The following is a 24,859-nucleotide window of genomic DNA, read 5'->3' as shown; positions in this document are numbered from 1 at the left end:
GCCTCTCAGCGCCGATGGTACTGCAAGGGGGACCTTGTGGGAGAGTAGGACGCCGCCGGACTCAACGTTACGAATACCAGGGAACCCCTGACCACCACGTGGTCAGGGGTTTTCTGCGTTCGCGGGTCTTCCACACCCCTCGTGGCGGTCAGTGCCGGGCCGGTAGGATCGTCATGTCATGACTGCGCCATTCACCACCGCTTCCGGTTCCGATGTCCGTGTCCGTTTCTGCCCGAGCCCGACGGGGACGCCGCACGTCGGACTGATCCGTACTGCGCTGTTCAACTGGGCGTACGCGCGGCACACCGGCGGCAAGCTCGTGTTCCGCATCGAGGACACCGACGCCGCGCGTGACAGCGAGGAGTCGTACCAGCAGATCCTCGAGGCACTGCGCTGGCTCCGGCTCGACTGGGACGAGGGCGTCGAGGCCGGCGGCCCGCACGGTCCGTACCGGCAGTCCGAGCGGACGGACGTGTACGAGGACGTCATCGCGAAGCTCAAGGCCTCCGGACACGTCTACGAGTCCTTCGTCACCCCCGAGGAGATGGAGGCCCGCAACAGGGCCGCCGGGCGTGACCCGAAGCAGGGGTACGACAACCACGAGCGCGACCTCTCCGACGCCGAGCGCCAGGCCTTCCGCGACCAGGGGCGTGAGCCGGCACTGCGGCTGCGCGTGCCCGACCGCGACCTGAGCTTCGAGGACCTCGTGCGCGGTGAGATCACCTTCAAGCAGGGCACCTTCCCGGACTTCGTGGTCGTCCGGCCGAACGGCAAGCCGCTGTACACGTTCACCAACCCGGTGGACGACGCGCTGATGGGCGTGACGCACGTGCTCCGCGGCGAGGACCTCCTGTCGTCGACGCCACGTCAGATCGCCCTGTACGAGGCGCTGTACGAGGTCGGTCTCGCCGAGTTCATCCCGGTGTTCGGGCATCTGCCGTACGTCATGGGGGAGGGCAACAAGAAGCTCTCGAAGCGCGACCCCGAGTCGAACCTGTTCCACCACCGTGCCGCCGGGATGATCCCCGAGGGGCTCGTCAACTACCTCGCGCTGCTCGGGTGGTCGATCGGTCCGGACCGCGACGTGTTCACGGTCGACGAGATGGTCCAGGCGTTCGAGGTCTCCGACGTCAACCCGAACCCCGCGCGCTTCGACCACAAGAAGGCAGAGGCGATCAACGGCGACCACATCCGCCTGCTGGACGCCGACGACTTCCGCGGGCGGCTGCTGCCGTACCTGTCGGGCATCGTGTCGGATCCGGTGACGCCGGAGCAGCTCGAGGTCCTCGCGAAGGCGGCGCCGCTCGTCCAGGAGCGCATGCAGCTCCTCGGCGAGGCACCGGGGCTCCTCGCGTTCCTCTTCACGTCGGACGACGCCCTCGAGATCGACGAGGACGCCCTCGGAACCCTCAAGGCCGACGCCGGTGACGTGCTCCGCGCGAGCATCGCCGCGCTCGAGCCGCTCGACGACTGGACGACGGCCTCGATCGAGGGCGCGCTCCGTGCGGCGCTCATCGACGGTCTCGGCCTGAAGCCCCGTGTGGCGTTCGGTCCGCTGCGCGTCGCGGTGTCCGGCCGACGGATCAGCCCGCCGCTGTTCGAGTCGATGGAGATCCTGGGCAAGGAGTCCACCGTCACGCGCCTGCGTCGCCTCGCGGACCGCTGACGTGGCCGAACGGCAGGGGGACGCGGCCGACCGGCAGGCGGACGCGGCCGAGCGGCCGGGTGACGCAGCCGAGCGGCTGACGGTCGACGTCGTCGTCGTCGGTGCCGGCCCGGCCGGGCTCAGCGCCGCCCTCAACCTCGTCCGTGCGAAGCGCACCGTGCTCCTCGTGGACGCCAACCGTCCCCGGAACGCCGCCACGCTGCGGTCGCACGGGTTCCTGACGCGCGACGGTGTCTCACCCCTCGAGCTCCGGAAGCTCGGGCGCGCAGAGGTCGAGGCCTACGCCGAGGCCACGGTCGTGCAGACGGTCGTGGACCGGATCGCGCCGGAGGGCGACCGGTGGCTCGTGCACGGTGCCTGGCGCGGCACCGAGGTCGAGGCGACGGCCCGTGCCGTCGTGCTCGCGACGGGCCTGCGCGAGGAGTTCCCGGTGCTCCCGATGCTCCGCGCGTTCTACGGCACCGCGGTGCACAGCTGCGTCGAGTGCGATGCCTACGAGAAGGCCGGCGAGCCGTTGGCGTTCCTCTGCGAGACGGACGACGTCGTCGACCGCGCCCTGCTGCTCGCGGCGTGGGCGGACGACCTCATCGTGTACACGAACGGCATCGCGCCGCTCGACGACGCCGGCCGTGCGCGTCTGGCTGCAGCGGGCGTGCGCGTCGACGAGCGGGCCGTGGTGGACCTCGAGGGGGACCGTTCCGGGATGACCGGCGTCCGCCTCGCAGACGGGCACGTGGAGCCGCGGACGGGTGGGTTCGTCCGGCCCCGGTGGCACGCCGACCTGGACTGGGTCGACGCGGACCTCCGCCGCGACGCCGAGGGGCTCGTCGTGGTCGACCGCTCCGGACGGACGAGCGTGCCCGGGCTGTACGCCGTGGGCGACGTGACGCCGCCCGGACCGGAACAGCTGATCGTGGCGGCCGGCCACGGGGCGGTCACGGCCGCCGCGGTGCACCGGGATCTCGTCGGTGGTCTCACGGACCTCCGGGATGCTGTACAGTAGTTGATCGTGCCCCGGGCAACCGGGACCGAAGGCCTCCGGGCCTTTGGGGTATGGTGTAATTGGCAACACAGCGGTTTCTGGTACCGTCGTTCTTGGTTCGAGTCCAGGTACCCCAGCACTCGTAGAACAAGCCCCCGGGATCTCCCGGGGGCTTGTTCCGTTTCCGGCGCAGAAGCCGCGTGACACGCCAGGCGACGAACCGCCAGGCCACAGCCCGACACGGCGACGGCCCGACACGCCAGGGCGGCCGATCAGGTCAGGACTGCACCCTGCTCTTCCGGTACGCGACCACCCAGTCCACGAGCACGTGCCCGGATGCGTCGGCCGGCACCTCGGCGTCGTGGATGATCGTCTCCGCCTGCAGTGTCACGCGCATGGGCGTCGTGGGCACCGCGCCCGTGACCGTCTCGAGCAGCTCGTCGTCCCAGTAGAAGCGCACCGCGTCGGCGGTCCACTCCACGGTCGCGACGTGCCAGTCGGTCTGCCCGCCGGACACCACCGTCGGGTCCTCGGGCAGGAACGTCATCGCCTCGGTCGTGGGGTCGTAGCTGCCCGGGATCGCCGACACCGGGCGGACGTCGCCGGTGAGGTCGCCCTCGGGCCAGTCGATCTCACCCTCGTTCCAGTCGCCGGACAGCGGCCAGAGGATCATGACGAACTTGTAGCCGGGGACCTCGTCGGCGCGGTACCGGATCGAGACGCGCTGGTGCGTGTACGCCCGGTAGCCGGCGGGGAGGACCGTCGCCACGAGGGGCTGGGACCCGTTGCTGCGGAGGTGGAAGTCGAGCACCGAGTCGTGCACCGACACCACCTGGTCGGGGGAGTAGAGCCCCTTGCCCGACGTGTCCCGCATCCCGCTGTACTCCGCCATCCGCGGGTACACCGCGAGGAGTTCGCCGAGCGCGGCGTCGAGGTCGAAGTCCTGCGCGAGGTAGGGGACCCACCGCGTCCCCTCGGACTCGAGCGCCCCGGTGGGCATGCGTTCGGCGCGGGCGGTCGAGTCACCGGCACGCGTGGGCAGCACGACGGCCGTGGTGCCGGCGACCACGGCGACCCCCGCGATGCCGGCGATCGTCACGCCGCGGCGCAGGAAGGACCGCCGGGTGGTCATCCGGTGACGTGCCCCGGGCTCATGCTGCATCGCGCACCTCGTAGATCCGGACTCCGTCGCGGTCGTAGCGGAGGGTGCCCTCGTCGGCCACGGACCGCTCGATGGCGTCGATCTGCGCGCCGGTGAGCGTCCCGCGGGTCACGGCGTCGGCTCGCTGCGCCGCCGAGAACACGAGCCAGGAGTGTCCGCCCTGGTCGCGGTCCTGCAGGACACCGGTGAGGTCGTCGGCCGTCATGCCCTTCGGGAACCACGCGGCCTCGCTCTGCAGCGAGTCGACCTGGCCCCAGTGGCGGAGGAAGTTCTCGTAGTTCCCGCCGATGATCGACGGGAAGCTGCCGACGGTCGTGAGGGTGTCGTCCGCCTGGAACCGGCCGTCGAGCCACTTCGCCGCGGCCACGTCGGCCGGTGCGGTCTGGTTCGCCTGCTCGGTCTGGAACGTGGCACCGAGGAACAGCGCGGTGGTCACGGTCAGCACCAGGGCCGTGGCGGCGATGCGGAGCCGGCGGCCGTGGAAGGCGTGGACGGCTGCGATCGCCAGGAACGGCGCGGAGAACAGGACGACGCGGAACTTCGCCTCGCCGCCGTAGCTCTGCCCGAGCACGAGCACGATCGGGCAGGCCGCCAGCCAGAGCACCACGAGGGCGCGTCGGGCGTGCCCACCGCGGACCATCCGGACGAGTCCGATGACGGCGCACACGGCGACGAGTGCCGTGATCCCGAGGACCGCGCGGGACTGCAGGGTCGTCGCGATCGACGGGATGGCGATCGACGTCGACGCGGCGGTGACGTTGCGCACCGGGTCGAAGCCGGTGGTGAGACCGAACTTCTCCTGGATGTAGTCGAGGTTCGGCACGAGGTAGAGCAGGGGGAGCAGCGTCAGCGGGACGGCGAGCCACCAGGGGCGGAGGAAGCCGAGCACGAGCAGCGGCACGAACGCGGCGACGACCACGAACGGGGTCAGCTGGTGCGAGGCCGTGATGACGAACTGCAGGACGACGACGAGCGCCACCGCCGCGACCACGGCGGCCCGCGTCGGCGTGGCGACCGCCTCGGCCACGGGGGAGCGGCGTGCACGGAGCAGCCGGCCGGTCAGCGTCGCGCTCCACCGCCCGATCACGTTGGGCTCGCCGCGGAGGACGGTCAGCGCGACGAGGACCGCCGCGAGGAACAGGAAGAACGCGAACGCCTGCGGGGAGTAGTAGTCCTGCCCGACCCAGTTCGCGGCGCTGAACAGGACCGCGGCGACGTAGGCCCAGCGGCCGTTCGCACCGAGTGCCCGTGCGATCCCGAGGACGAGCGCCCCGTCGGCGAGGGCGAACGCGAGTTCCGTCCACCGCACCGGGTCCGCCGCGTCGAGCGTCCCGGTGGCGGCGCCGAGGAACGCGCTGAAGCTGAAGAACCCGGGCCAGCGGTTGTAGATGTCGATCGACGGGTCGACGGCGCCGTGCTGCAGGATGTACGCGGTCACCGCGATGTGCTTGAACACCCACGGCGGTCGGGGCTCGGCGGCGATCAGGTTCGAGGTGCCGTACATGACGAGCAGGAGGACGCCGGAGGACACCGCGCGGACCACCACGTGGTGGCGACGGTCGACGAGCGTCACCAAGGCGACGACGAACACGAGTGCGGCGCCGGCCCACCAGACCGCGGGCAGTGCAGCCAGGAGGCCCCACTCGCCCAGTCCGGTCGAGTCCGTCTTCGCGACACCCACCGCCCAGAGCGCGGCTCCGGTGACGAGGACGCCGGACGCGGCGACGGTGCGGACCAGGACCGCGGTCGGCAGGGCCGACCGCGCGCGGGCCGACCTGGGCGCGGTGCGCGCGGTCTGGACGCCCTGGCCGAGCGACACCCACCCGGCGACGAGCAGGAGGAGCCCGGCGGCGGGCAGCGGGACCCACTGCCCCGTCCAGACCATCGCGAGCCCGAGGACCGCGTCGATCGCGGCACTGGACGCGACGACGAGTCCGGCGCGCCCGATCGGCTCGCGGAGCCCGAGCAACCGGACCACGGGCAGACCCGGGACGACCAACAGCGCGACGAGCACGACGGCCGTGCGGAGCGGACCGGACGCGTCGGCCGCGATGAGGGCGGCTCCGGCGAAACCGAGACCCGCGGCGACGAGGGACGGCACCGGTGAGGTCGGCAGCACGCGGGTTCCGTGGCGGAGCGACATCCTGGTGGGGGTCGTGGTGGCGGTCACTGCTCGACCACCGCGATCGACTGACGCATCGAGCGTCCCTTCGGGTCTGGGCCGGCGACTGGCAGCGGCCTGCGGGTGTCACGACGGTAACCGGGGGCCGAGGGCGCACGGGAGAGCGGTCACCGGGAAGTGCGGAGGGCCTGCGGCATTGCGGGATCACGCACGCGTGGCGGGCGTCGTACGAGGAGAAACCGCACGGTTCCGCCTGCTCGTTGACCCCCGCCGTCCCCGCAGCGACGGTGGGATGGCCGGCTGCGACCGCGCACGTCCCCCGACACGAGACAGGCTCTCCCATGACCGACACCATCCAGCGCTCGCTCCCGCCCCGCGTCGAGCTCGCCCGCCCGATGTCGAGCGCCGTCGACCCCACCTGGGGCGGTGCCGTGTGGGTCGGTGCCGTCGACCTCGCCGAGGTCCCCGGGGACGACGCCGGCACGGTGGGGCTGCACGACGCGGCCGGCCACCGGTCGGCCAGGCTCCTCGTCCGCGACGGCGTGGCACCCCTCGGGTTCGTCGACCTGCCGGTGTCCGACGAGACGATCGAGGTCGCCGCGCTCCGTGCCGCCGTCGCCGCCCTGCCCGCCGTCCCGCAGCCGCCGATCCCGGTCCGCCTGCCGAGCACCTCCGTCGTCCTGTGCACCCGTGACCGCGCCGACCAGCTCGGCGCCGCCCTCGACTCGCTGCTCGCCCTGGACCACCCCGACTTCGAGGTCGTTATCGTCGACAACGCGCCCTCCGACGAGTCGACGCGCGAACTCGTCGAGGCCCTCGACGACGACCGTGTGCGGTACGTCCGCGAACCCGTCCCGGGCCTCTCGAGCGCACGCAACGCCGGCGTCCTGGCCGCGCGGCACGAGATCGTCGCGTTCACGGACGACGACGTCGTGGTCGACCGGGCGTGGCTCCGTGCCGTCGCCTCGGGGTTCTCCCGCGGGGACGACGTCGTCTGCGTCAGCGGACTCGTCGCCAGCGGTGAGCTCCGCACCCCCACGCAGCGGTACTTCGACGAACGGGTGACCTGGTCGCGCAACCTCGTGCCGCGCGTGCACCGCCTCTCGGCACCGCCCGTCGACCGGCCGCTCTTCCCGTTCGCGGTCGGTGACTACGGCACGGGTGCGAACTTCGCGATGCGGCGGTCGGCGATCACCGACCTCGGCGGCTTCGACGAGGCACTCGGCGTCGGCACGGTCACCGGCGGCGGCGAGGACATCGACATGTTCTCGCGCGTCGTGCTCTCGGGTGCGGCGCTCGTCGTCGAACCCGCGGCGCTGGTCTGGCACCGGCACCGTGCGGACCTCCCGGCGCTCCGGAAGCAGGCGGAGGGCTACGGCACCGGACTCGGGGCCTGGCTCACGAAGATCGCCCTGCAGCCCCGCACGCTCGGGATGGCGCTGCAGCGCGCCCCGCGGGCCGTGCGGCACCTCGTCTCGGGATCCGCCGCCGAGCCGGCCGTCGCCCCGGCCGCGGCAGCAGCAGCGGCAGCGGCACCGGTCGCCGTCGGCACCGCGGACGCGCCGCTCGACGACGCCGCGTTCCTCCGCGAGGTCGGACGGATGCGCTGGGTCGAGCTCCTGGCCGTCGGGCGAGGTGTGCTCCGCTACGGGCGGTCCCGCCGCACCGTCCGCGCCCGCGAGCGCACAGCGAACCGATAGGTCCGTCACCGGGGATCCACGGCGGATCGCGAGGATGCGCCAAACCGCAGGATCCCCGCACGGCGGTCCCCGGCCCCTCGATCGGGGCGTCCGGTCGGCTTACCGTCCTCCAAGCACCAGCAGCGCACCACCGGCCCGCACGACCCAGGGGAGAAGCAATGCGTCCGACACACCCGACAGCGCGTCACCGGACGGTCGAACCGGCCGTGCCGGCATCCGACGACCACTCGATCCTCGACCGGTGGACGCGCGTCGTCGCAGCGTTCCCCGAGTCCCCGGCGCTCGCCGGTGCCGGGACCGCCCGCACGTTCGCCGAGACGGACCGGACGGTCCGGGCGCTCGCCGCACGGCTCACCGAGGTCCTCCGGACAGACGACCGCACCGGCGCCGGCGTCGGACCCGAGCGCACCGGCGCGTCGGTCCCGGTGGGGATCATGGCCGGGCACACGACCGAGACCGTGGTGGGCATGCTCGCGCTGATCGCCGCCGGGCGGACGATCGTCGTGCTCGACGACCACCTGCCCGAGGCACGCCTGCAGCACGTCGTCACGCTCGCGGGGATCGCCGAGGTGCTCGCCGACGACACCCGTGCGGACCTCGCCGCCGCGGTCCTCGGCCCGGACGGCACCGTGCACGACCTCGACGCCCTCATCGCGACGAGCACCGAGCAGGCCGCGACCGGCAGCGCGACCGCCGCCGGCACCGCGACCGGCACCGGCACCGCAGCGACCGCCCGCCCCGGTGGCACCGACCCCGCCGCGATCGTCTTCACCTCGGGCTCCACGGGCCTGCCGAAGGGCGTCGCGATGACGCACCGACAGCTCCTCCGGAACACCGAGCAGAGTGCCTGGAGCGCCGACTACCGCCCGGGCGACCTCGTGGGCGTCGTGCTGCCGCTGTCCTTCGCCGCCGGCATCCTCACCACGCTCGACAGCATGCTGAGCGGGGCCGCCGCGGTCCTGCTCGACGCACGCGACCTCGGGACCGAGCGACTGCTCGAGGGCATGTCCGCCGAGCACGTCACCGCCGTGGTCTGCACGCCGCACCTGCTCCGGTCGGTCGTCTCCACCGTGCGCGACCGCGGCACGGACCTGCACCCCGCGCTCGCCGGACTCCGACTCGTCATGACGGTCGGCGAGCCGATCACCGGCACCGACGTGCACGCCGCACGCCCGGTCCTCGGCGCCCGCACGGTCCTCTGGAACGGGTTCGGGTCGAGCGAGATGGGGGCGGTCTCGTACTTCCCGGTCGGTCCGGACGACGCCGTCCCGAACGGCGTCGTGCCGGCCGGGTACGTGCCGCCGGGCAAGACCGCCCGGGTCCTCCGCGAGGACGGCACCGCCGCCGCGACGGGGGAGACCGGCCAGCTCGTGGTCATCGGAGACGGCATGACCGCCGGCTACTGGGGCGCGCCCGAGAAGACGAGCGAGCACCTCTCCGCCGACGAGGACGGCACCCCGCTGTGGCGCCAGGGCGACCTCGCCCGCGTCGAGGAGGACGGCTGCCTGGTCCTGCTCGGCCGCGACGACGACGCCGTGAAGGTCCGCGGGTACCTCGTCGAGCCGAGCGAGGTCGAGGCGGCCCTCCGTGCCGTCGAGGACGTCCACGACGTCGTCGTCACCGCCCTCGTCGACCCGCCCGCCGTCACGCGCCTCGTCGCCTACGTCGTCGGCCGTCCTGGTCGCCGCACCCCGGCGCCGGCGGCCCTGCGACGCGCACTGCGGGCGAAGCTGCCCGAGTACATGGTGCCGGCGGCGATCGTCCCGATGCCCGAACTGCCGCGCAACGAGCGCGGCAAGGTCGACCGGGCGAAGCTGCCCGGTGCGCCGTCGCTCGAGGTCGAGATGGTCGAGGGCGAGTACGACCAGTGGGAGCTCGTCGTCGGGCAGATCTGGGCCGAGGTGCTCGGACTCCGCGGCGTGCACCTCGACGAGGACTTCACCGCGCTCGGCGGCGACTCGCTCTCCGCCGAGGAGATGCTCGCGATCGTGCAGGCCCGGCTCGGCGTCGACCTCCGTGCGTCGGAGCTCCTCGAACAGCCCACCCTGCGCGCCTTCGCCCGACGGGTGCGCTCGGGGGCGAAGTCCCTGCCGAGCCACCCCGACGTCGTCAAGGTCTCCGAGGCCCGCGTCCCCGGGCGCCCGCCCGTGTTCTGCCTCAGCGGGGCCGGAGCCCTCGGCCTGACGTTCCTGCCGCTGTCCCGCTACCTGCCCGAGCACGACGTGTACGCCTTCCAGCAGCACGGTCTCGAGCGACGGGCGATCCCGGACTGGAGCATCCAGCGCACCGCGCGGCGCACCGTCGAGCTCATGCGCATCGTCCAGCCCCGCGGCCCGTACCTCCTCGTCGGACACTCCCTCGGCGGCCTCGTCGCCCTCGAGGTGGCGAAGCTCCTCACCGAGGGCGGCGAGCGGGTCGAGCACGTCGCGATCCTGGACAGCTACCTGCCGCGCAGCAGCACCGAGCAGGCCCAGCTGCACTTCGGCCGGATGGCGGAGAGCCCGGTGCGCAACCCGGCGCTCCGAGCACTCAAGCGCGGGCTCGACCGGGCGGCGAAGCGCATCCTGCCCGCCGGCGTGCCGGTGGGCGAGGAGTTCGCCAAGCGCGTCCGCGCCTACGGTGCCGGTGTCCTCCGCTACGGCGGGCAGAAGGACTTCGACGCCCTCTTCGACCAGGCCACGATCGTGACGCGGCGGCACACGCCCTCGCCCTACGACGGCACGGCGACGTTCGTGCTCGCCGACGGCAACCCCGACGTGGACGGCTGGAACGACGTGCTCCGCGGTGCGACCACCACGGTGCGCATCGAGAGCGAGCACAGCTCGCTCCTCCGCGAGCCGCACGTCGCCGAGCTGGCGACCGCGTTGCGCGCCGCCTTCACGACGCACGAGTCGCGTCCCTGACGTGACCAGCGAGGGCCCTGGAGGCGCGTGGCGGGCCCGCCCCGCGCCTCCAGGGCCCTCGTGCGTGCCGACACGCCACCCGGCCGCGGCTTGCGGGTTTCCGTATCCGCACTCGGGGGTCCGCAACCAGTGCCCACCCGCATTGACCAGCCCCGTCCGCCGGACGATGGTTGGTCCAAGCCCAGGGAACGGTGTACCCCCGTTCCGACGCCCACCCAGCGCCGGGTCCTCCCTCGACCACTCCCGCATGCAGCCTGAACCCGACAGGAGCACCATGTCCGCCAGCACCGTCCGACCCCGAGACCCCCGCGTCTCGGTCGTCATCCCCGCGAGGAACGAGGCCCGCAACCTCGAGATCATCCTCCCGCAGCTCCCGCCCGTGTACGAGGTGATCCTCGTCGACGGCAACTCGGTGGACGACACCATCGCGACGGCGCAGCGCCTCATGCCGACGATCAAGGTCGTGCAGCAGACCCGCAAGGGCAAGGGCAACGCGCTCGCCTGCGGCTTCGAGGCCGTGACCGGCGACGTCGTCGTCATGTTCGACGCCGACTGCTCCGCCGACGCCGCCGAGATCCCGCGCTTCGTGCAGGCGCTCGTCGACGGTGCCGACGTCGCGAAGGGCTCCCGCTACGCACCCGGTGGCGGCAGCGACGACATCACGATCATCCGCGGCCTCGGCAACAAGGGGCTCAACATGATCTCCAACGTGCTGCTCCGTGCGCGGTACACCGACCTCTGCTACGGCTACAACGCCTTCTGGGCGGACACGCTGCCGACGATCGGGCTCCTGTCGTCGACGCTCCCGCAGCCGACCGACGGCTCGATGCGCTGGGGCGACGGCTTCGAGATCGAGACGATCCTGACCTGCCGCTGGTCCGCCGCGGAGTTCGCGATCACCGAGGTGCCGAGCCACGAGAAGCTCCGCGTGCACGGCACCAGCAACCTCAACGCGGTCAGCGACGGCATCCGCGTCCTGAAGTCGATCATGCACGAGCGTCGTCGTGCCCGCGAGGCCAAGGCCCGCATGCGCCTCATGCCGACCCCGGTCTCGGGCCTCGTGGTCCCGGCCGCCGTGCCGGCGATGGACGAGGAAGCGGCGTGAGCGTCGCGACGGTCGCCGTCGTCATCTGCGCCTACACGCAGCAGCGCTGGGGTGACCTGCAGGACGCGGTCGAGTCGGCGAAGCGCCAGCCCGACGCGACCGAGGTGATCGTCGTCATCGACCACGAGCCGGAGCTGTTCCGCCGAGCGGCCGCCCGCTGGCCGGAGCTCCGGGTCGTCGAGAACGCCGAGGACCGCGGCCTCTCGGGTGCGCGCAACACCGGTGTCGCACTCACCGAGGCCGACGTCGTCGCCTTCCTGGACGACGACGCGACGGCCGACCCGGACTGGCTGATGCACCTCGTCGAGGCGCTCGAGCTGCCCGACGTCGTCGGTGTCGGCGGCCGGGCGACCCCGTCGTGGCCGACCGCGACCGGCGCCGGGCCCTACCCGGACGAGCTGCTCTGGATCGTCGGGTGCAGCTACACCGGCCTCCCCACCACGTCCGCGGACGTCCGCAACGTCATCGGGTCGAGCATGGCCTTCCACCGTGACGTCGTGCTCGCCGCCGGCGGCTTCCGCTCCGGGATCGGCCGCGTCGGCAACCACCCGCTGGGGTGCGAGGAGACCGAGCTCTGCATCCGCATCGCCCGGATCCGTCCCGGCGCCCGCATCCGCTTCGAGCCGCGCTCGAACGTCTCGCACCGGGTCTCCCCGGACCGCGTCACGATGCGGTACCTGCGACGCCGGAGCTACTACGAGGGCATCTCGAAGGCCGTGCTGAGCCGCCGGGTCGGTGCCCGCGACTCGCTCTCGAGCGAGTCGACGTACCTCACCCGGGTCCTGCCCGGCGCGGTGCTCCGCGAGCTCGGGGCCCTCGGTCGCGGTGGGGGCCTCCGTGCCCTGGCGATCGTGACCTCGGCGGTCTCGACCGTGTTCGGCTACGCCGTCGGCCGTGTCTTCGGCACCGTCGTTGTCCGTGCACCCGCCCCGGTGTCCGCGCCCGTGCAGCAGCCCGTCGGCGCTCCCTGACCGACACCCACCCACCCGACCCACCCACGCACAGAAGACGACATGCAGCGAGACGCCCCGACCCCGAGTGCCACCATCCGACGCCGTTGGAAGGTGGCACTCGCGGTCGCGGCAGCGGTCATCACGGGCGCCACCGTCTCGGCGCCGAGCCTCCTCGCGCCGTCGAGAGCCGGTGCGGCGACCACCGCGGACTGCAGCGCGGGGAAGGTCCTCACCGTCGTGGCGCACGCCGACGACGACCTGCTGTTCGAAGGGACCGAGCTCCGCAAGGACATCGACGCGGACAAGTGCGTCCGCTCGGTCATCGTCACCGCCGGGGACGCGGGCAAGTCCGCCACGTACTGGAAGGGCCGGCAGACGGGCCTCGAGGCCGCCTACGCGAACCTCGCCGGCGTCACGAACGCTTGGACCTCGGGCTCGGTCAGCGCCGGTGGCAAGACCCTCGTGACGCGCACCCTGACGGCGGACCCGCGGCTCAGCCTGGTCTACCTGCAGCTGCCGGACGGCAACATCGACGGCTCCGGGTTCGCCGCCACCCGGTACCAGAGCCTGCAGAAGCTCTACCAGCGCTCGATCACGAGCATGAGCACGGTCTCCGGTGCGACCTACGGGACCACCTACACGCTCGCCCAGCTCCAGGCCACCGTGCTCGCGCTGATGACCGGGTACGGGCCGCAGGAGGTGCACACCCTCGACCACGTCGGCACCTACGGCGACGGCGACCACAGCGACCACCACACCGTCGCGTACCTCACCAAGTCCGCGCAGCAGCAGCTCACGACGGCGAGCACGCTCACCGGGTACATGGGGTACCCGATCGCGGACAAGCCCTCGAACCTCACCGCCGCGCAGACGCAGGCGAAGGGGAACGCGTTCTTCGCCTACTCCGCGTACGACGCCGAGACCTGCGCCTCGGTGGCGTCGTGCTCGTCGCGTCCCGAGGGCTCGTGGCTCAGCCGTGAGTACACCGTCGGCACGCAGACGCCCACCGACCCCGGCACCGGTTCGGGCGGGTCCGTCGGAGCCGACGTGACCGCCGGTGCGGCCGTCACCGCGAGCAGCGAGAACCCCGCGGACGGGCAGACCGCCGTGAAGGCCGTCGACGGCGTCGCGAGCGGCTACCCCGACGCCCCGACCGCCGAGTGGGCGACCCGCGGTGGCGGCACCGGTTCGTGGCTGCAGCTCGCGTGGTCGAGCCCGGTGACGCTCGGCGCCGTGGACCTCGCGGACCGTCCGAACGCCGACGACCAGGTCACGGCCGGCACGCTGACGTTCTCCGACGGGAGCAGCGTCGCCGTGCCGACGCTCGACAACGGCGGCGCCTTCACCCGCGTCACCTTCTCGTCCCGGCAGGTCAGCTGGGTGAAGTTCACCGTCACCGGCGTCAGCGCGACGACGCGCAACGTCGGCCTGGCGGAGATCCGGACGTTCGCCCCGGGCAGCACGACGCCGACCCCGACGCCCACCCCGACGCCGACGCCGACCCCGACCCCGACCCCGACCCCGACTCCCACGCCCACGCCGACGCCCGGGGGCGCGACCGACGTCACGGGTTCGGCGACCGCCACCGCGGCGTGGGACGACACCTCGACCGGGCAGACCGCCGCCAAGGCGATCGACGGGGTCGTCAGCGGCTACCCCGACAACACGACCGCCGAGTGGGTCGCTCCCTGGGGGACGACCGGTGTCTGGTTGCAGCTCGACTGGGCCTCGTCGAAGGCATTGAACCGGGTCGTCCTGTACGACCGACCGAACGGCGATGACCAGGTCACGAGCGGCACCCTGACGTTCTCCGACGGCAGCCAGGTGGCGGTCGGGACACTCCCGAACGACGCGTCGCCGCTCACGGTGGACTTCTCGACGCGCAACGTCACGTGGGTCCGGTTCACCGTCACCGGGGTGTCGGCGAGCACGCGGAACGTCGGCCTGGCCGAGTTCCGGGCGTTCACCGGCTGACCCGGGAGCACTCGACGGACGGGAGGCGCGGTGCCGGTGGGTACCGCACCTCCCGTTCGTCGTCCGCGCGTGTGCGCGGGTCGCGGGTGCAGCGTGGGAGGTTCCGCGTGCGGTGCGGTACGCGAGGCCTCGCACCGTGCGCGCGACCTCGCACGTTGGTGCGGCGCGTGCCGCCGCGGGTGACCGTCGCCGTCGGCGCGACCACGGGGCGGACGGGAGGCGCGGTGCCGGTGGGTACCGCGCCTCCCGTTCGTCGTCCGCGCGTGTGCGCGGGTCGCGGGTCGCGGGTGCAGCGTGCGAGGTTCCGCGTGCGGTGCGGTACGCGAGGCGTCGCACCGTGCGCGCGACCTCGCACGCTGGTGTGGCGCTCGCCGCCGCGGGTGACCGTCGTCGTGGGCGCGACCTCATCGCGGCGAGCGGCGCGGTAGCGGCGGGCGGACGCCTGCGGGAACGGCGCGCATCGCGCGGGGAGAGCACGTTGCGTACGAGGCGTGACCGTTCTGGTTCGCGATCGCCGGGGATCGCGAACCGGAACGGTCAGGCGGCGAGCAGAAGGCGACACGGGCGCGAGCACGCGACGGAGGGGAGGGGCGGTGCCAGGGGGAGCCGCGCCTCCTGGGCTTCAGCGACGGGCGTGCGTGAGCAGGGCGCGGAGGAGACCGGCCACGTGCGGTCCGCGGCCGTAGTGGTCGCGCACCCAGGCGCGGCAGCGCTCGCCGAGGGAGGGGTCGCGGTCGGCGCGGTCGAGGGTGTCGAGGACCTTGGTGGCGAGCGCCTCGGGGTCGGTCGGGTCGACGGTCGACGTCGCCCACTCGCCGGCGAGGATCTCGCCCGTGCCACCGCTCTCGGCGGCGACGACCGGGCGGCCGGCGGACATCGCCTCGACGACGACCCGGCCGAAGCCCTCGGGTTCGATGGAGGGCACGACGACCATGTCGGCGGCGTGGAGCAGGGTGACGACGTCGTCCCGCTCGGGGAGGAGCACGACGGAGCCGGCGGGGAGGGACGCGACGGCGCGTCGGACGTCCTCGGCGTCGTCGGGCGCGGCCGCTCCGGCGAGCACGAGCACGGGCGGGTGGTGCGGCTGCGTGGCGTGGTGCGTGCCGGCGGGCCCGAGCGCGGGGGTGAGGGCACGCACGGCGGCGCGCGGCGCGCGGGCGCGGTGGCGTTCGGCGTCCTGCTCGAGCACGAGGCGCCAGGCCTCGAGCAGCGCGAGCACGCCCTTCGACCGGGTGAGACGGCCGTAGTAGAGGACGGTGCGGGTGTCGTCGTCGAGCCCGAGGGTGCGGCGTGCGCGGACTGTCGCGGACGGCGTGGCCGCGGGGAAGAGTGCGGTGTCGACGCCGTTCGGGACGACGGTGATCCGCGAGGCCGGGATGCCCACGTCCGCCCACGCACGAGCCATCGCGTGCGAGACGGCCAGGTAGTGCGTGCGGCCGCCCGCGATCGGCCCGAGGCGTCGGTAGTTCGGCGCGTGGTGCAGGTGCACCACGAGCGGGACGCCGGAGACCACGGACGCCACACGACCCCAGGGGAGGTGCTCGGGCCGGTTCAGCCAGATGACGTCGGGGCGCGAGCGGCGGAGGCGGAGGCCGTCGAGGACGAACCGTGCGGCGTCGCCGGCAGCGCTGCGGAGGCCGAAGGACCGGTTGCCGGTGCGGTGCAGGGTGACCCCGAGCTCGGCGAACTGGTCGCTGCCGGGCTCGGCGCCGTCGGGTCCCGGGGCGAGGTGGCCGCGGTGCCAGACCTCGACGTCCTGTCCGGCGCGCACGAGCTCGCGGGTGTCCTCGAGGACGCACCGCTCGACCCCGCCGGTGATGGCGAGCCCGTTCGTGACGACCGCGATCCGGAGTCGACGGTCGGGGCGTTCCGGGGCGTGGGTCACGGTGTGCCTCCTCGGGCGATCGCGAGCCTGCGGATGAACCAGGGCAGGCAGCCGAGGACGCCGGCGACGCGGACGATGTTCCACACGAGGTCTTGGGGTACGAGGACGGACACCCCGGCGACGACCACCACGGCCGCCAGGACGAGGACCGTCCGGGCACGCGGGCCGCGCCACTCACGGCGGTCGGGGAGCGAGAGCTGCTGCAGCGCCGCGAGCACCATGTAGGCGAAGACCGTGGAGACCCCGGCGCCGGCGATGCCGAGCAGCGGGACCAGCAGCAGGTTCGCGCCGATGTTGACGGCACCGGCGATGGCCGCGATCACCCCGACGGCGACGCCGCGACGCTCCACGAGCAGGAGCCGTCCGGTCGCGCCGCTGGCGATCACCGGGAACGCCGTGAGCGCCACGATGAAGACCACGACGGTGAGCTCGTGCACGCGGTACGACGCCGGTGCGAGGATCGGCAGCGCGACCGGTGACACAAGGGTGACCGCGAGCAGCACCGGGGCGAGCAGCAGGTACAGCTGGTCCCGGGCGTGCAGGGCCAGCTGTCGGCGGGCGACGGCGTCCCGGAGCGCCGCGAAGTGCGGTGCCCAGGCCTGGTTCGTGAAGGTCAGCAGGAGGATCACGGCGGAGCCGACGACGTAGGCGATCTGGTAGCGCGCGACCTCGTCCGGGCCGAGCAGCCGCTGCACGACGATCCGGTCGCCGGCGTTCAGCACGAAGTAGGACAGGTTGCCGAGGGCGATCGGCACGCCGAGCTTGAAGGCCCGTGCGGTGGTCTGGCGGTCGAACAGGCCGGCGAGGCGAGGCCGGGTCGCCGCGAAGCCGATGACCATCGCGGCGGCCTGGGCGAACACGCCGCCCCACGCGTAGGTCGTGGCGTCGGCGTGCACGAACACGAGCAGGCCGAGGCCGATGATCGAACCGCCGACCGAGGACAGCAGGCTCGTGACCGCGAAGACCCGGATGCGGTCCTGGGCGACCAGGATCGCGAGGGAGAGCTGGACGACCGCGGCGGGGAAGATCCAGAGGACCGCGACGAGCAGGATCGGGTGTTCGCCGACGAACCCGGCGACGTCGCCCCAGAGCGGGATCGTGGCGAGGGCGACCGCGGTGACGACGGCTGCGAGGACGATGCCGACCGCGATGAGCCCGCGGGCTTTCCGGTCGTCACCGCCGTCCTCGGCGCGCTGCAGCACGGACGCCTGGTCGAGTCCCGCGACCGCGAGCACGACGAGCGCCTGGTAGAGCGCGATCGCCGAGGCGAGCACACCGAACTCGGAGAGCGGCATGAGGTGCGCGAGGACCGGCGAGATCAGCGAGCTCACGACGAGCTGCATCGACCACACGACCACGTACAGCAGGCCACGGCCGAACAGGACGGACGCGCCCTTCTGGACCGCGGTGCTGCCGGTGTCGGGGACGGTGTGGGCGGCGGCCTCGACGGCGGCGGCTGCCTCGGCGGCCTCGACCGCGGCGGCCTTCCGACCGGTGCTGTCGGCGTCGGGCGGGGTGGCTGCGGCGTGGCGGGCCTCGCGGCGGGTCTGGGGAACGGTCACGAGACACCCACCTCCGGGGTCCGGACGTGCTGTCGGAGTCCGAACGCCTGGTCGACGAGGTCGAGCAGGTCCGAGCTCGCAGCGGTCGAGAACTTGCGGGCGAAGAGGTGCGGCATCGCGGTGGGGTCCGTCGTCCATCGTTCGAGGAGTCGACCGGCGTGGGGGAGTGTCAGCCACGGTGGGCTCTTCATCTTCGAGCCGTCCCAGCCGATGAACCACAGGGTGTGCGGGACGTGGTCCTCGGCGAAGCCGTCGACCAGGGCGGGGGAGTTCAGCACGGTCGGCACGAACGACTCGTCGGCGATCCAGGTGCGGCGCCAGAAGCGGACCAGGTCGGGACGGGCATCGACGACCTCGACGACCGCGGCCGCGTGTGCGGCGCTGAGGACCTTGAGCTGCGACCCGCCCGTGAGCACGACGTCACGCGGGATCCGGCGCGGGATCGGCAGGCGGAGCATGTGCTTCCGCCACGCCCAGTGCGGGTACCGCATCCGGGCGACCCCGCCGCTGGCGCCCCACGCCGCGTGCGGGAGGGGGTGCGGGATGAGGAAGGACTGGTCCCGGTGGGCGTCGAGCAGCGCGGTGATCTCGGCGGGGTTCGCCAGCGGGTAGTCGCTGCCGGTCAGCACCGCCACGTGGCGCGCGCCGGTCTCGGCGAGGGCGGCACGGTAGCCGGAGACCTCGGCCGCGACGTTCTCCCACTTCGCCCAGCCCGTCCGCAGTCGCGGCAGGAGGCGGACCCGGTCGGGGAGCCCCTCGGTCATCGCCCGGTGCACGTCGTCCGGGGTCCGCGCGTCGACGTGCAGGAACACCGGGAACGGGTCGAGTGCCTCGACGAGTCGTCGGACGTGCTGGGGGTCCTCGTGGGCGAGGACGATGCACGCGAGCGCCGCGGGGGAGTTGGCCATGTCTCGAGTGAACAGGGCCGTCCGGACACCGACAAGGCGGTCCCGGGGCGGGTGCGGGGAAGCGGCGGTTTCCCGCAGCGGTCACCGGCGGCGGCGGTACCTCGGGCAGTCGCAGAGGGCGCAGTCGCTGCCCGGCCGGTAGTGCTCGTGGGCGTCCTGCGCGTGGCCGCACACGCAGACGGCCGTCTCCGTGGTGGCGTGGGACGTCGGCACGGTGACGGGCTCGAGCACGAGCGTGGGCCCCAACGGCATGCGTCCTCCTCCGACCCGCGCGGTACGGGCAGCTGCACCGATCCTACGGGGCAGGGAGCGACGCGTCCGCCGACCGAGGGGCCACCGGGCGTGGAACCGGCCGCGGGCTCACCGGGCGCGGAACCGTCCGCGGGCTCACCGGGCGTGGACCCACCCGCGGGCTCACCCGGCGTGGAACCGTCCGGCCTCGACGTCCCGCCAGCGACGACGGCTGCGGAACCACGCCGCCGGGCCCGCCGGGAAGCCCCGGAGCTCGTGGTAGGCCAGCGACCGCGGCACCCCGGCGTCCGGGACGGCGGGGATCGCGGGACCGACGGGCGCGGACTCGACGGCAGCGGGGGCCGGTGCGCTGCCGGTGCGCAGCCGTCCGACCGTCTCGCGGAGCTTCACCATCGCGGCGGCGGGCACGAGCCGGGCGAGGACCGCGACGTGCCGTCGGTCCTTGGCAGCGAGGGCGCACATCAGCGCGGTGAACCCGACGCCGTTGCCGTGCAGCTGCTTGTGCAGGTCCTCGATGCTCTGCCGGTGCCGGTGGTGCACGACCGCTCGCGGCTCGAACCCGATGCGCCCGCCGCGCCAGAGCGTCTCGATGAACATCGCCAGGTCCTCGCCGCCACGGGCCGGGGAGCCCGCGCCGAGCGTGGTGTCGAACCCGCCGACGGCGTCGATCACCGACCGCCGGAACGCCATGTTGGCGCCCGCGCCGTAGGCACCGATGCCGTACACGGCGAAGTGCTTCACGACCGACCCGTCGGGGCGGACCGCCTGCACCCGCGCGTGCCGCATCGTGCCGGCGACATCGTCGGGGACGATCGTGACGGGCGCGAAGGTGCGCTCGCCGCTGAACCCGCCGTAGTACGCCTCGTACCAGATCTGCGCGGGCGTCGAGAGCTCGGTGGGGAGGATCACGCCGGACACCGCGTCGAGGTCGGCCTCGCGGACGAACCGCGCGCCGAGTGCGCGCAGCCACTGCGGGTCGACCCGCACGTCGTCGTCGGTGAACGCGACGACCTCGCCGCGGGCGGCTGCGACCCCGGCGTTGCGGCCGGCGGACAGGCCGGGCCGGCGCTCCGTCACGAGGCGCACGCCCCGACCGGCGAGCAGTGCCGGGAGCCGGTCGTCGGCGGGCACCCGGACCCGGTTGTCGACGACGATGACCTCGTGGTCGGGGTAGTCCAGGTGCTCGAGGACGTCGAGCAGTGCGCCGAGGTCCTCGACGCGGTCCACCACCGTCGAGACGACCACGGAGATCGTCGGCAGGAGGGCATCCGGCACCGGTTCGACGTCGGCGAGCACGGTCTCCCGCAGCGATCCGAGCGCACGGGCGGCGTCGGCGGGGTCGTCGGTGAGCTCGACGTCGAGCGTGCCCGTCGGACGCCCGCCGCGGTAGCCGATCACCAGCGCGGACGAGCCCGTGCCGTCCGCGACGAGGCGGGGGAGCGGTGCGTCGAGGTCGACGTCGATCACGCGTCGGGGTGCGGGGAGTGCACGAGCGGTGCTGGTGGTGGCCATGGTGTGGACGGTAGGTGCCAGGCCGCGGCGGCGACAACGGGGAGCGGGGCCGCTGGCGGTGATCGTGCGGAACCCCGCACGGCGCCGCGGCGAGCCCCCGGACGAGGGTGAGCGCTCACACCTGAAAAGCGAACGGCGCACGGTGGTCACGAGCAGGTCACGGAATCTTTGCAACCGGTTGCGAACGGCTGAGAGCGGGCGTAGCTTCCTCCTCCAGCAGGCAGCGTCGCCTGCTCCAGGCAGCGTCGACCCGATGGTCCTCGCCTGGTGATCTCAACGTGGAGACGACACTGTGAAGACAACACGCGCCAAAGTGCGGTTCGCATCCGTAGCGGGGATCGCGGTCATCGGCCTCGTGCTGACCGGGTGCTCGAGCGGCAGCTCGGCGTCGGACGACGCCAAGAACGGTCAGGACAGCCGCGGACCCATCACCTACGTGCAGGGCAAGGACAACTCGAACGTCGTCCGCCCCCTCATCGCGAAGTGGAACAAGGCCCACCCCGACGAGAAGGTCACCTTCAAGGAGCAGTCCGACCAGGCCGACCAGCAGCACGACGACCTCGTGCAGCACTTCCAGGCGAAGGACGCGAACTACGACGTGGTCGACGTGGACGTCGTCTGGACCGCCGAGTTCGCGGCGAAGGGCTGGCTCACCCCGCTCACCGGCAGCATGAAGATCGACACGTCGAAGCTCCTGCCGGCCACCGTCAAGACGGCCACCTACAACAACACGCTCTACGCGGCACCGCAGACCTCCGACGGCGCGCTGCTCTACTACCGCAAGGACCTCGTCAAGACGCCCCCGACCACCTGGGCCGAGATGATGAAGGACTGCGACATCGCCAAGCAGGCCGGCATCGGCTGCTACGCCGGGCAGTTCGCGAAGTACGAGGGCCTGACCGTGAACGCCTCCGAGGCGATCAACGGCTCCGGCGGCTCGGTCCTCAGCAAGAGCGGCACGCCGGACGTCGACACGTCCGACGCGAAGGCCGGCCTGCAGAACCTGGTCGACGCCTTCAAGGACGGCAACATCCCCGCCGAGGCGATCACCTACCAGGAGGAGCAGGGCCGCACCGCCTTCGAGGCCGGCAAGCTCCTGTTCCTGCGCAACTGGCCGTACGTCTACAGCCTCGCGAAGACGGACGGGTCGAGCACGGTCAAGGACACCTTCGGCATCGCGCCGATCCCCGGCAAGGACGGCACCGGCGCCTCGACGCTCGGCGGTCACAACGCCGCGATCAGCGTGTACTCGAAGCACAAGGCGACCGCGCACGACTTCCTCGAGTTCCTGGAGTCGAACGAGACGCAGAAGTTCTTCGCCACGCAGGGCTCGCTCGCCCCGGTCGTCGGTGACCTCTACACCGACTCCGAGCTGACGGCGAAGCTGCCCTACCTGCCGACCCTGCTCAAGTCCATCGAATCGGCCGAGCCGCGCCCGGTCACGCCGTTCTACCCGGCCGTGACGAAGGCGATCCAGGACAACACCTACGCCGCCCTCAAGGGATCGAAGAGCGTCGACGAGGCGATGAAGGACATGCAGGCGGCCCTCAAGACGGCCACCAGCAGCGGCAGTTAGCACCCGAGTACGCGGCGGACGCCGCATCGGACTGGAGGCGCGGGTCGACCCCGCCCCGCGCCTCCCGTCCGTCCCATCCTGCGTTCCGACACCCGGCAAGGAGGCCGTCACGTGTCAGCAGCAACCGAGATCCCCGCCGCCATCCCCAACCCGACGGGCATGGAGCCGCAGAAGCGGCGCAAGGGCGGACTCAACGCCGAGCACGGCCGATGGGCCGTGTACCTCATCGGCCCGACGATCGTGCTCCTCGCCATCGTCATCGGCTACCCGGTGGTCAGCGCGATCATCCAGTCGTTCCAGCTCGACGCCGGACTCGACAAGGCCACCGGCCTGTTCGTGCAGGGCGGCTTCGCCGGCGTCACCAACTACGTGCACTGGCTCGCACAGCAGTGCGGCAACACCACCTGCCCGCCCGGCAGCATCGGCTCGCAGTTCTGGGTGTCGATGGGCAACACGTTCTTCTTCACGGTCGTCACCGTCGCCCTGGAGACGGTGATCGGCGTGTGGATGGCGATCATCATGAACCGCAACTTCAAGGGCCGCGCGCTCGTCCGTGCCGCGATCCTCGTGCCGTGGGCCATCCCGACCGCCGTCACCGCGAAGCTCTGGTACTTCATCTTCGACGCGAACGGCGTGCTCAACCACGTCCTCGGGCAGCAGATCCTCTGGACGAGCGGCGAGTGGGCGTCCCGGTGGGCGGTCATCATCGCCGACACCTGGAAGACCACGCCGTTCATGGCGCTGCTCATCCTCGCGGGGCTGCAGCTCATCCCCGAAGAGGTCTACGAGGCCGGGAAGATGGACGGTGCCTCCACCGTCCAGCGCTTCGTGCTCATCACCCTGCCGCTCATCAAGCCGGCGCTCATGGTCGCCGTCCTGTTCCGCGTGCTCGACGCGCTGCGCATGTACGACCTGCCGGCGATCCTCACCGGCGGTGGCGGTGGTTCCGGCAACGCCACCACGACCCTGTCGATCCTCGTCGTCGAACAGATCCGGCAGGGCTTCAACTCCGCGTCGGCACTGTCGACCATCACCTTCCTGGTGATCTTCATCGTCGCGTTCGTCTTCGTGCGGTTCCTCGGCGCCAACGTGGTGCAGACGCAGGCCGCCCAGCAGAAGGGGGAGCTCAAGTGACCCTCGCAGCCGACCGTCCCCGGTCCAACGCCCGAGCCCGCGACATCGCCGTCGACCGCAGCGACGTGCGGGTCAAGCGCCACACCGGCCCGCGGATCCGCACCGCCGTGCAGGCCATCGTCATCGCCGTCTGGTGCCTCCTGCCGTTCTACTGGATGGTGGTGACCAGCTTCCGCGACGTCGGGTTCACGTTCGACGCCACACCGTGGCCGACGCACGTCACGCTCGACAACTACGCGACGGCGTTCTCGACGTCGCTCGGCAACCACCTGGGGCGGGCGCTCGCGAACAGCCTCCTCATCGGTGGCGTCGTGACGATCATCGCCCTGCTCGTCGGCACGAGCGCGGCGTACGCCCTGGCCCGTCTGGAGTTCAAGGGCAAGTCGCTCATCGCCGGTGCGATCCTCGCGGCGTCGATGTTCCCGGGCGTCGCGCTCATCTCCCCGTTGTTCCAGCTGTTCACGGACATCGGGTGGATGGGCTCGTACCAGGCGCTGATCCTGCCGAGCATCTCGTTCGTGCTGCCCCTGACCGTCTACACGCTCGCGAGCTTCTTCCGCGAGATGCCGTGGGACCTCGAGGAAGCGGCACGCATCGACGGGTGCACCCGCGTGCAGGCGTTCCGACGGATCATCCTGCCGCTGGCCGCCCCGGCCGTGTTCACGACGGCGATCCTGGCGTTCATCTCCAGCTGGAACGAGTACCTCATCTCCTCCCAGCTCTCGAGCGACGCGACGCAGCCGGTGACCGTGGCGATCGCCTCGTTCGCCGGGTCCCAGCCGCACCAGGAGCCCTACACGGCGGTGATGGCCGCCGGCACGATCGTCACGATCCCGCTCGTGGTCCTCGTGCTCATCTTCCAACGACGCATCGTGGCCGGCCTCACCGCCGGCGGCGTGAAGGGCTGACGACCATGGCACAGCGCGGACCGACCCGGCCCACGGCCCGGATCGAGGAGGCCATCGGCTTCGTCGGCACGTTCGGCATCCTGTTCCTCGGGGCCACGGTGTTCTGCGAGCTCACCGGTCGCCCGGCGCTCGGCTGGGCGCTCACGCTGCTCGTCTGCGTGCTCGGCGTGGTGGTGCTCGACCGGTGGCGGGTGTCGGTGCTCCGCCGCACCCGTTCGACCGACGGTGTCGGCGGGGCGGCGCCGGTCGTCGCTTCGGTCGCGCGGCCGGCAGCGGCGGCGGGCGTCGCGGCCGGCTCCGGTCCGTCGGGGTGGCGGTCGGACCCGTCCCGCATCGCCGTGCAGCCCGCGGTGGACGGTCGGGTGCACCGCCACGTCGGGTGGGACGAACTCGCGCCCGCCGGTCGTCGGGCCGCTCGGACACGCCGCGCCGCGGTCCCGCGCACCGGAGCAGCGCCGGGCACGGCGCTCCCCGGGGCGGGCAGTGCGCCGTCGGTCGCGCGAGCGCAGACCGGCCCCGTCGCCGACGTGCGGCGGCCGTCGGACGGATGACGGG

The 24,859-nt window shown here is 72.6% G+C and carries 18 protein-coding genes and 1 tRNA gene; 12 read left to right on the top strand and 7 right to left on the bottom strand.

Annotated features, from left to right (window positions below):
* The first annotated feature begins 178 nt into the window (after positions 1–178).
* From gltX to J2X60_RS16260, 3 genes are all read left to right on the top strand, one after another.
* Positions 179–1,666 (top strand): glutamate--tRNA ligase, encoded by a 1,488-nt coding sequence (gltX, locus tag J2X60_RS16270; RefSeq protein WP_309888945.1) that lies wholly within the window; start codon positions 179–181, stop codon positions 1,664–1,666.
* Between the two features lie 76 nt (positions 1,667–1,742).
* Positions 1,743–2,669 (top strand): NAD(P)/FAD-dependent oxidoreductase, encoded by a 927-nt coding sequence (locus tag J2X60_RS16265; protein WP_309888954.1) that lies wholly within the window; start codon positions 1,743–1,745, stop codon positions 2,667–2,669.
* Positions 2,670–2,713: 44 nt separating this feature from the next.
* Positions 2,714–2,785, top strand: a tRNA-Gln gene (locus tag J2X60_RS16260).
* Positions 2,786–2,925: 140 nt separating this feature from the next.
* On the opposite strand, the gene J2X60_RS16255 is transcribed toward J2X60_RS16260, so the two are convergent.
* Positions 2,926–3,810, bottom strand: coding sequence for a glycoside hydrolase family 16 protein (locus J2X60_RS16255; RefSeq protein WP_309888943.1), 885 nt, complete (start codon positions 3,808–3,810; stop codon positions 2,926–2,928).
* Positions 3,800–5,980, bottom strand: coding sequence for a hypothetical protein (locus tag J2X60_RS16250; RefSeq protein ID WP_309888941.1), 2,181 nt, complete (start codon positions 5,978–5,980; stop codon positions 3,800–3,802). The genes J2X60_RS16255 and J2X60_RS16250 overlap by 11 nt, the downstream gene beginning before the upstream one ends.
* 293 nt (positions 5,981–6,273) lie before the next feature.
* Between J2X60_RS16250 and J2X60_RS16245 the strand changes: the two genes are divergently transcribed.
* From J2X60_RS16245 to J2X60_RS16225, 5 genes are all read left to right on the top strand, one after another.
* The gene (locus J2X60_RS16245) at positions 6,274–7,632 is read left to right on the top strand and encodes a glycosyltransferase (protein ID WP_309888939.1); all 1,359 of its coding nucleotides are present in this window, start codon (positions 6,274–6,276) and stop codon (positions 7,630–7,632) included.
* A gap of 206 nt (positions 7,633–7,838) precedes the next feature.
* Positions 7,839–10,535 carry an alpha/beta fold hydrolase gene (locus tag J2X60_RS16240; protein WP_309888937.1) on the top strand — a complete coding sequence of 899 codons (2,697 nt, stop codon included), beginning with the start codon at positions 7,839–7,841 and terminating at the stop codon, positions 10,533–10,535.
* Between the two features lie 274 nt (positions 10,536–10,809).
* Positions 10,810–11,640, top strand: a complete 831-nt coding sequence (locus tag J2X60_RS16235; protein ID WP_083294974.1) for a glycosyltransferase family 2 protein — start codon at positions 10,810–10,812, stop codon at positions 11,638–11,640.
* Positions 11,637–12,611 carry a glycosyltransferase family 2 protein gene (locus tag J2X60_RS16230; protein ID WP_070416441.1) on the top strand — a complete coding sequence of 325 codons (975 nt, stop codon included), beginning with the start codon at positions 11,637–11,639 and terminating at the stop codon, positions 12,609–12,611. Before J2X60_RS16235 ends, J2X60_RS16230 begins: the two co-directional genes overlap by 4 nt.
* Before the next feature lie 42 nt (positions 12,612–12,653).
* Positions 12,654–14,567 carry a discoidin domain-containing protein gene (locus J2X60_RS16225; protein WP_309888935.1) on the top strand — a complete coding sequence of 638 codons (1,914 nt, stop codon included), beginning with the start codon at positions 12,654–12,656 and terminating at the stop codon, positions 14,565–14,567.
* A gap of 622 nt (positions 14,568–15,189) precedes the next feature.
* Here the strand turns inward: J2X60_RS16225 and J2X60_RS16220 are convergent.
* From J2X60_RS16220 to J2X60_RS16200, 5 genes are all read right to left on the bottom strand, one after another.
* Positions 15,190–16,452 (bottom strand): glycosyltransferase family 4 protein, encoded by a 1,263-nt coding sequence (locus J2X60_RS16220; RefSeq protein ID WP_309888933.1) that lies wholly within the window; start codon positions 16,450–16,452, stop codon positions 15,190–15,192.
* Positions 16,449–18,014, bottom strand: coding sequence for a lipopolysaccharide biosynthesis protein (locus J2X60_RS16215; protein WP_139201990.1), 1,566 nt, complete (start codon positions 18,012–18,014; stop codon positions 16,449–16,451). The genes J2X60_RS16220 and J2X60_RS16215 overlap by 4 nt, the downstream gene beginning before the upstream one ends.
* Positions 18,011–18,922, bottom strand: a complete 912-nt coding sequence (locus tag J2X60_RS16210; RefSeq protein WP_261646391.1) for a beta-1,6-N-acetylglucosaminyltransferase — start codon at positions 18,920–18,922, stop codon at positions 18,011–18,013. Before J2X60_RS16210 ends, J2X60_RS16215 begins: the two co-directional genes overlap by 4 nt.
* An 81-nt stretch (positions 18,923–19,003) precedes the next feature.
* The gene (locus tag J2X60_RS16205) at positions 19,004–19,174 is read right to left on the bottom strand and encodes a hypothetical protein (protein ID WP_156794728.1); all 171 of its coding nucleotides are present in this window, start codon (positions 19,172–19,174) and stop codon (positions 19,004–19,006) included.
* A gap of 162 nt (positions 19,175–19,336) precedes the next feature.
* The gene (locus tag J2X60_RS16200; RefSeq protein WP_229086639.1) at positions 19,337–20,686 is read right to left on the bottom strand and encodes a glycosyltransferase; all 1,350 of its coding nucleotides are present in this window, start codon (positions 20,684–20,686) and stop codon (positions 19,337–19,339) included.
* 313 nt (positions 20,687–20,999) lie between these two features.
* On the opposite strand from J2X60_RS16200, the gene J2X60_RS16195 reads away from it, so the two are divergent.
* The 4 genes from J2X60_RS16195 (at position 21,000) to J2X60_RS16180 (ending at position 24,855) form a co-directional block, all read left to right on the top strand.
* Positions 21,000–22,262 carry an ABC transporter substrate-binding protein gene (locus tag J2X60_RS16195; RefSeq protein ID WP_309888930.1) on the top strand — a complete coding sequence of 421 codons (1,263 nt, stop codon included), beginning with the start codon at positions 21,000–21,002 and terminating at the stop codon, positions 22,260–22,262.
* 159 nt (positions 22,263–22,421) lie between these two features.
* Positions 22,422–23,396 carry a carbohydrate ABC transporter permease gene (locus J2X60_RS16190; RefSeq protein WP_070416435.1) on the top strand — a complete coding sequence of 325 codons (975 nt, stop codon included), beginning with the start codon at positions 22,422–22,424 and terminating at the stop codon, positions 23,394–23,396.
* 95 nt (positions 23,397–23,491) lie between these two features.
* Complete coding sequence (locus tag J2X60_RS16185) at positions 23,492–24,304, top strand: carbohydrate ABC transporter permease (RefSeq protein ID WP_374475467.1); 813 nt, start codon at positions 23,492–23,494, stop codon at positions 24,302–24,304.
* A gap of 5 nt (positions 24,305–24,309) precedes the next feature.
* A complete protein-coding gene (locus J2X60_RS16180) occupies positions 24,310–24,855 on the top strand; it encodes a hypothetical protein (RefSeq protein ID WP_309888928.1) in 546 nt (181 codons plus the stop codon).
* Positions 24,856–24,859: the final 4 nt, after the last annotated feature.

It is taken from the genome of Curtobacterium sp. 320 (assembly GCF_031455235.1).
GTDB lineage: Bacteria > Actinomycetota > Actinomycetes > Actinomycetales > Microbacteriaceae > Curtobacterium.
Note: the sequence above shows the minus strand (reverse complement) of the source record. Positions and strands in the feature narration are given on the sequence as shown.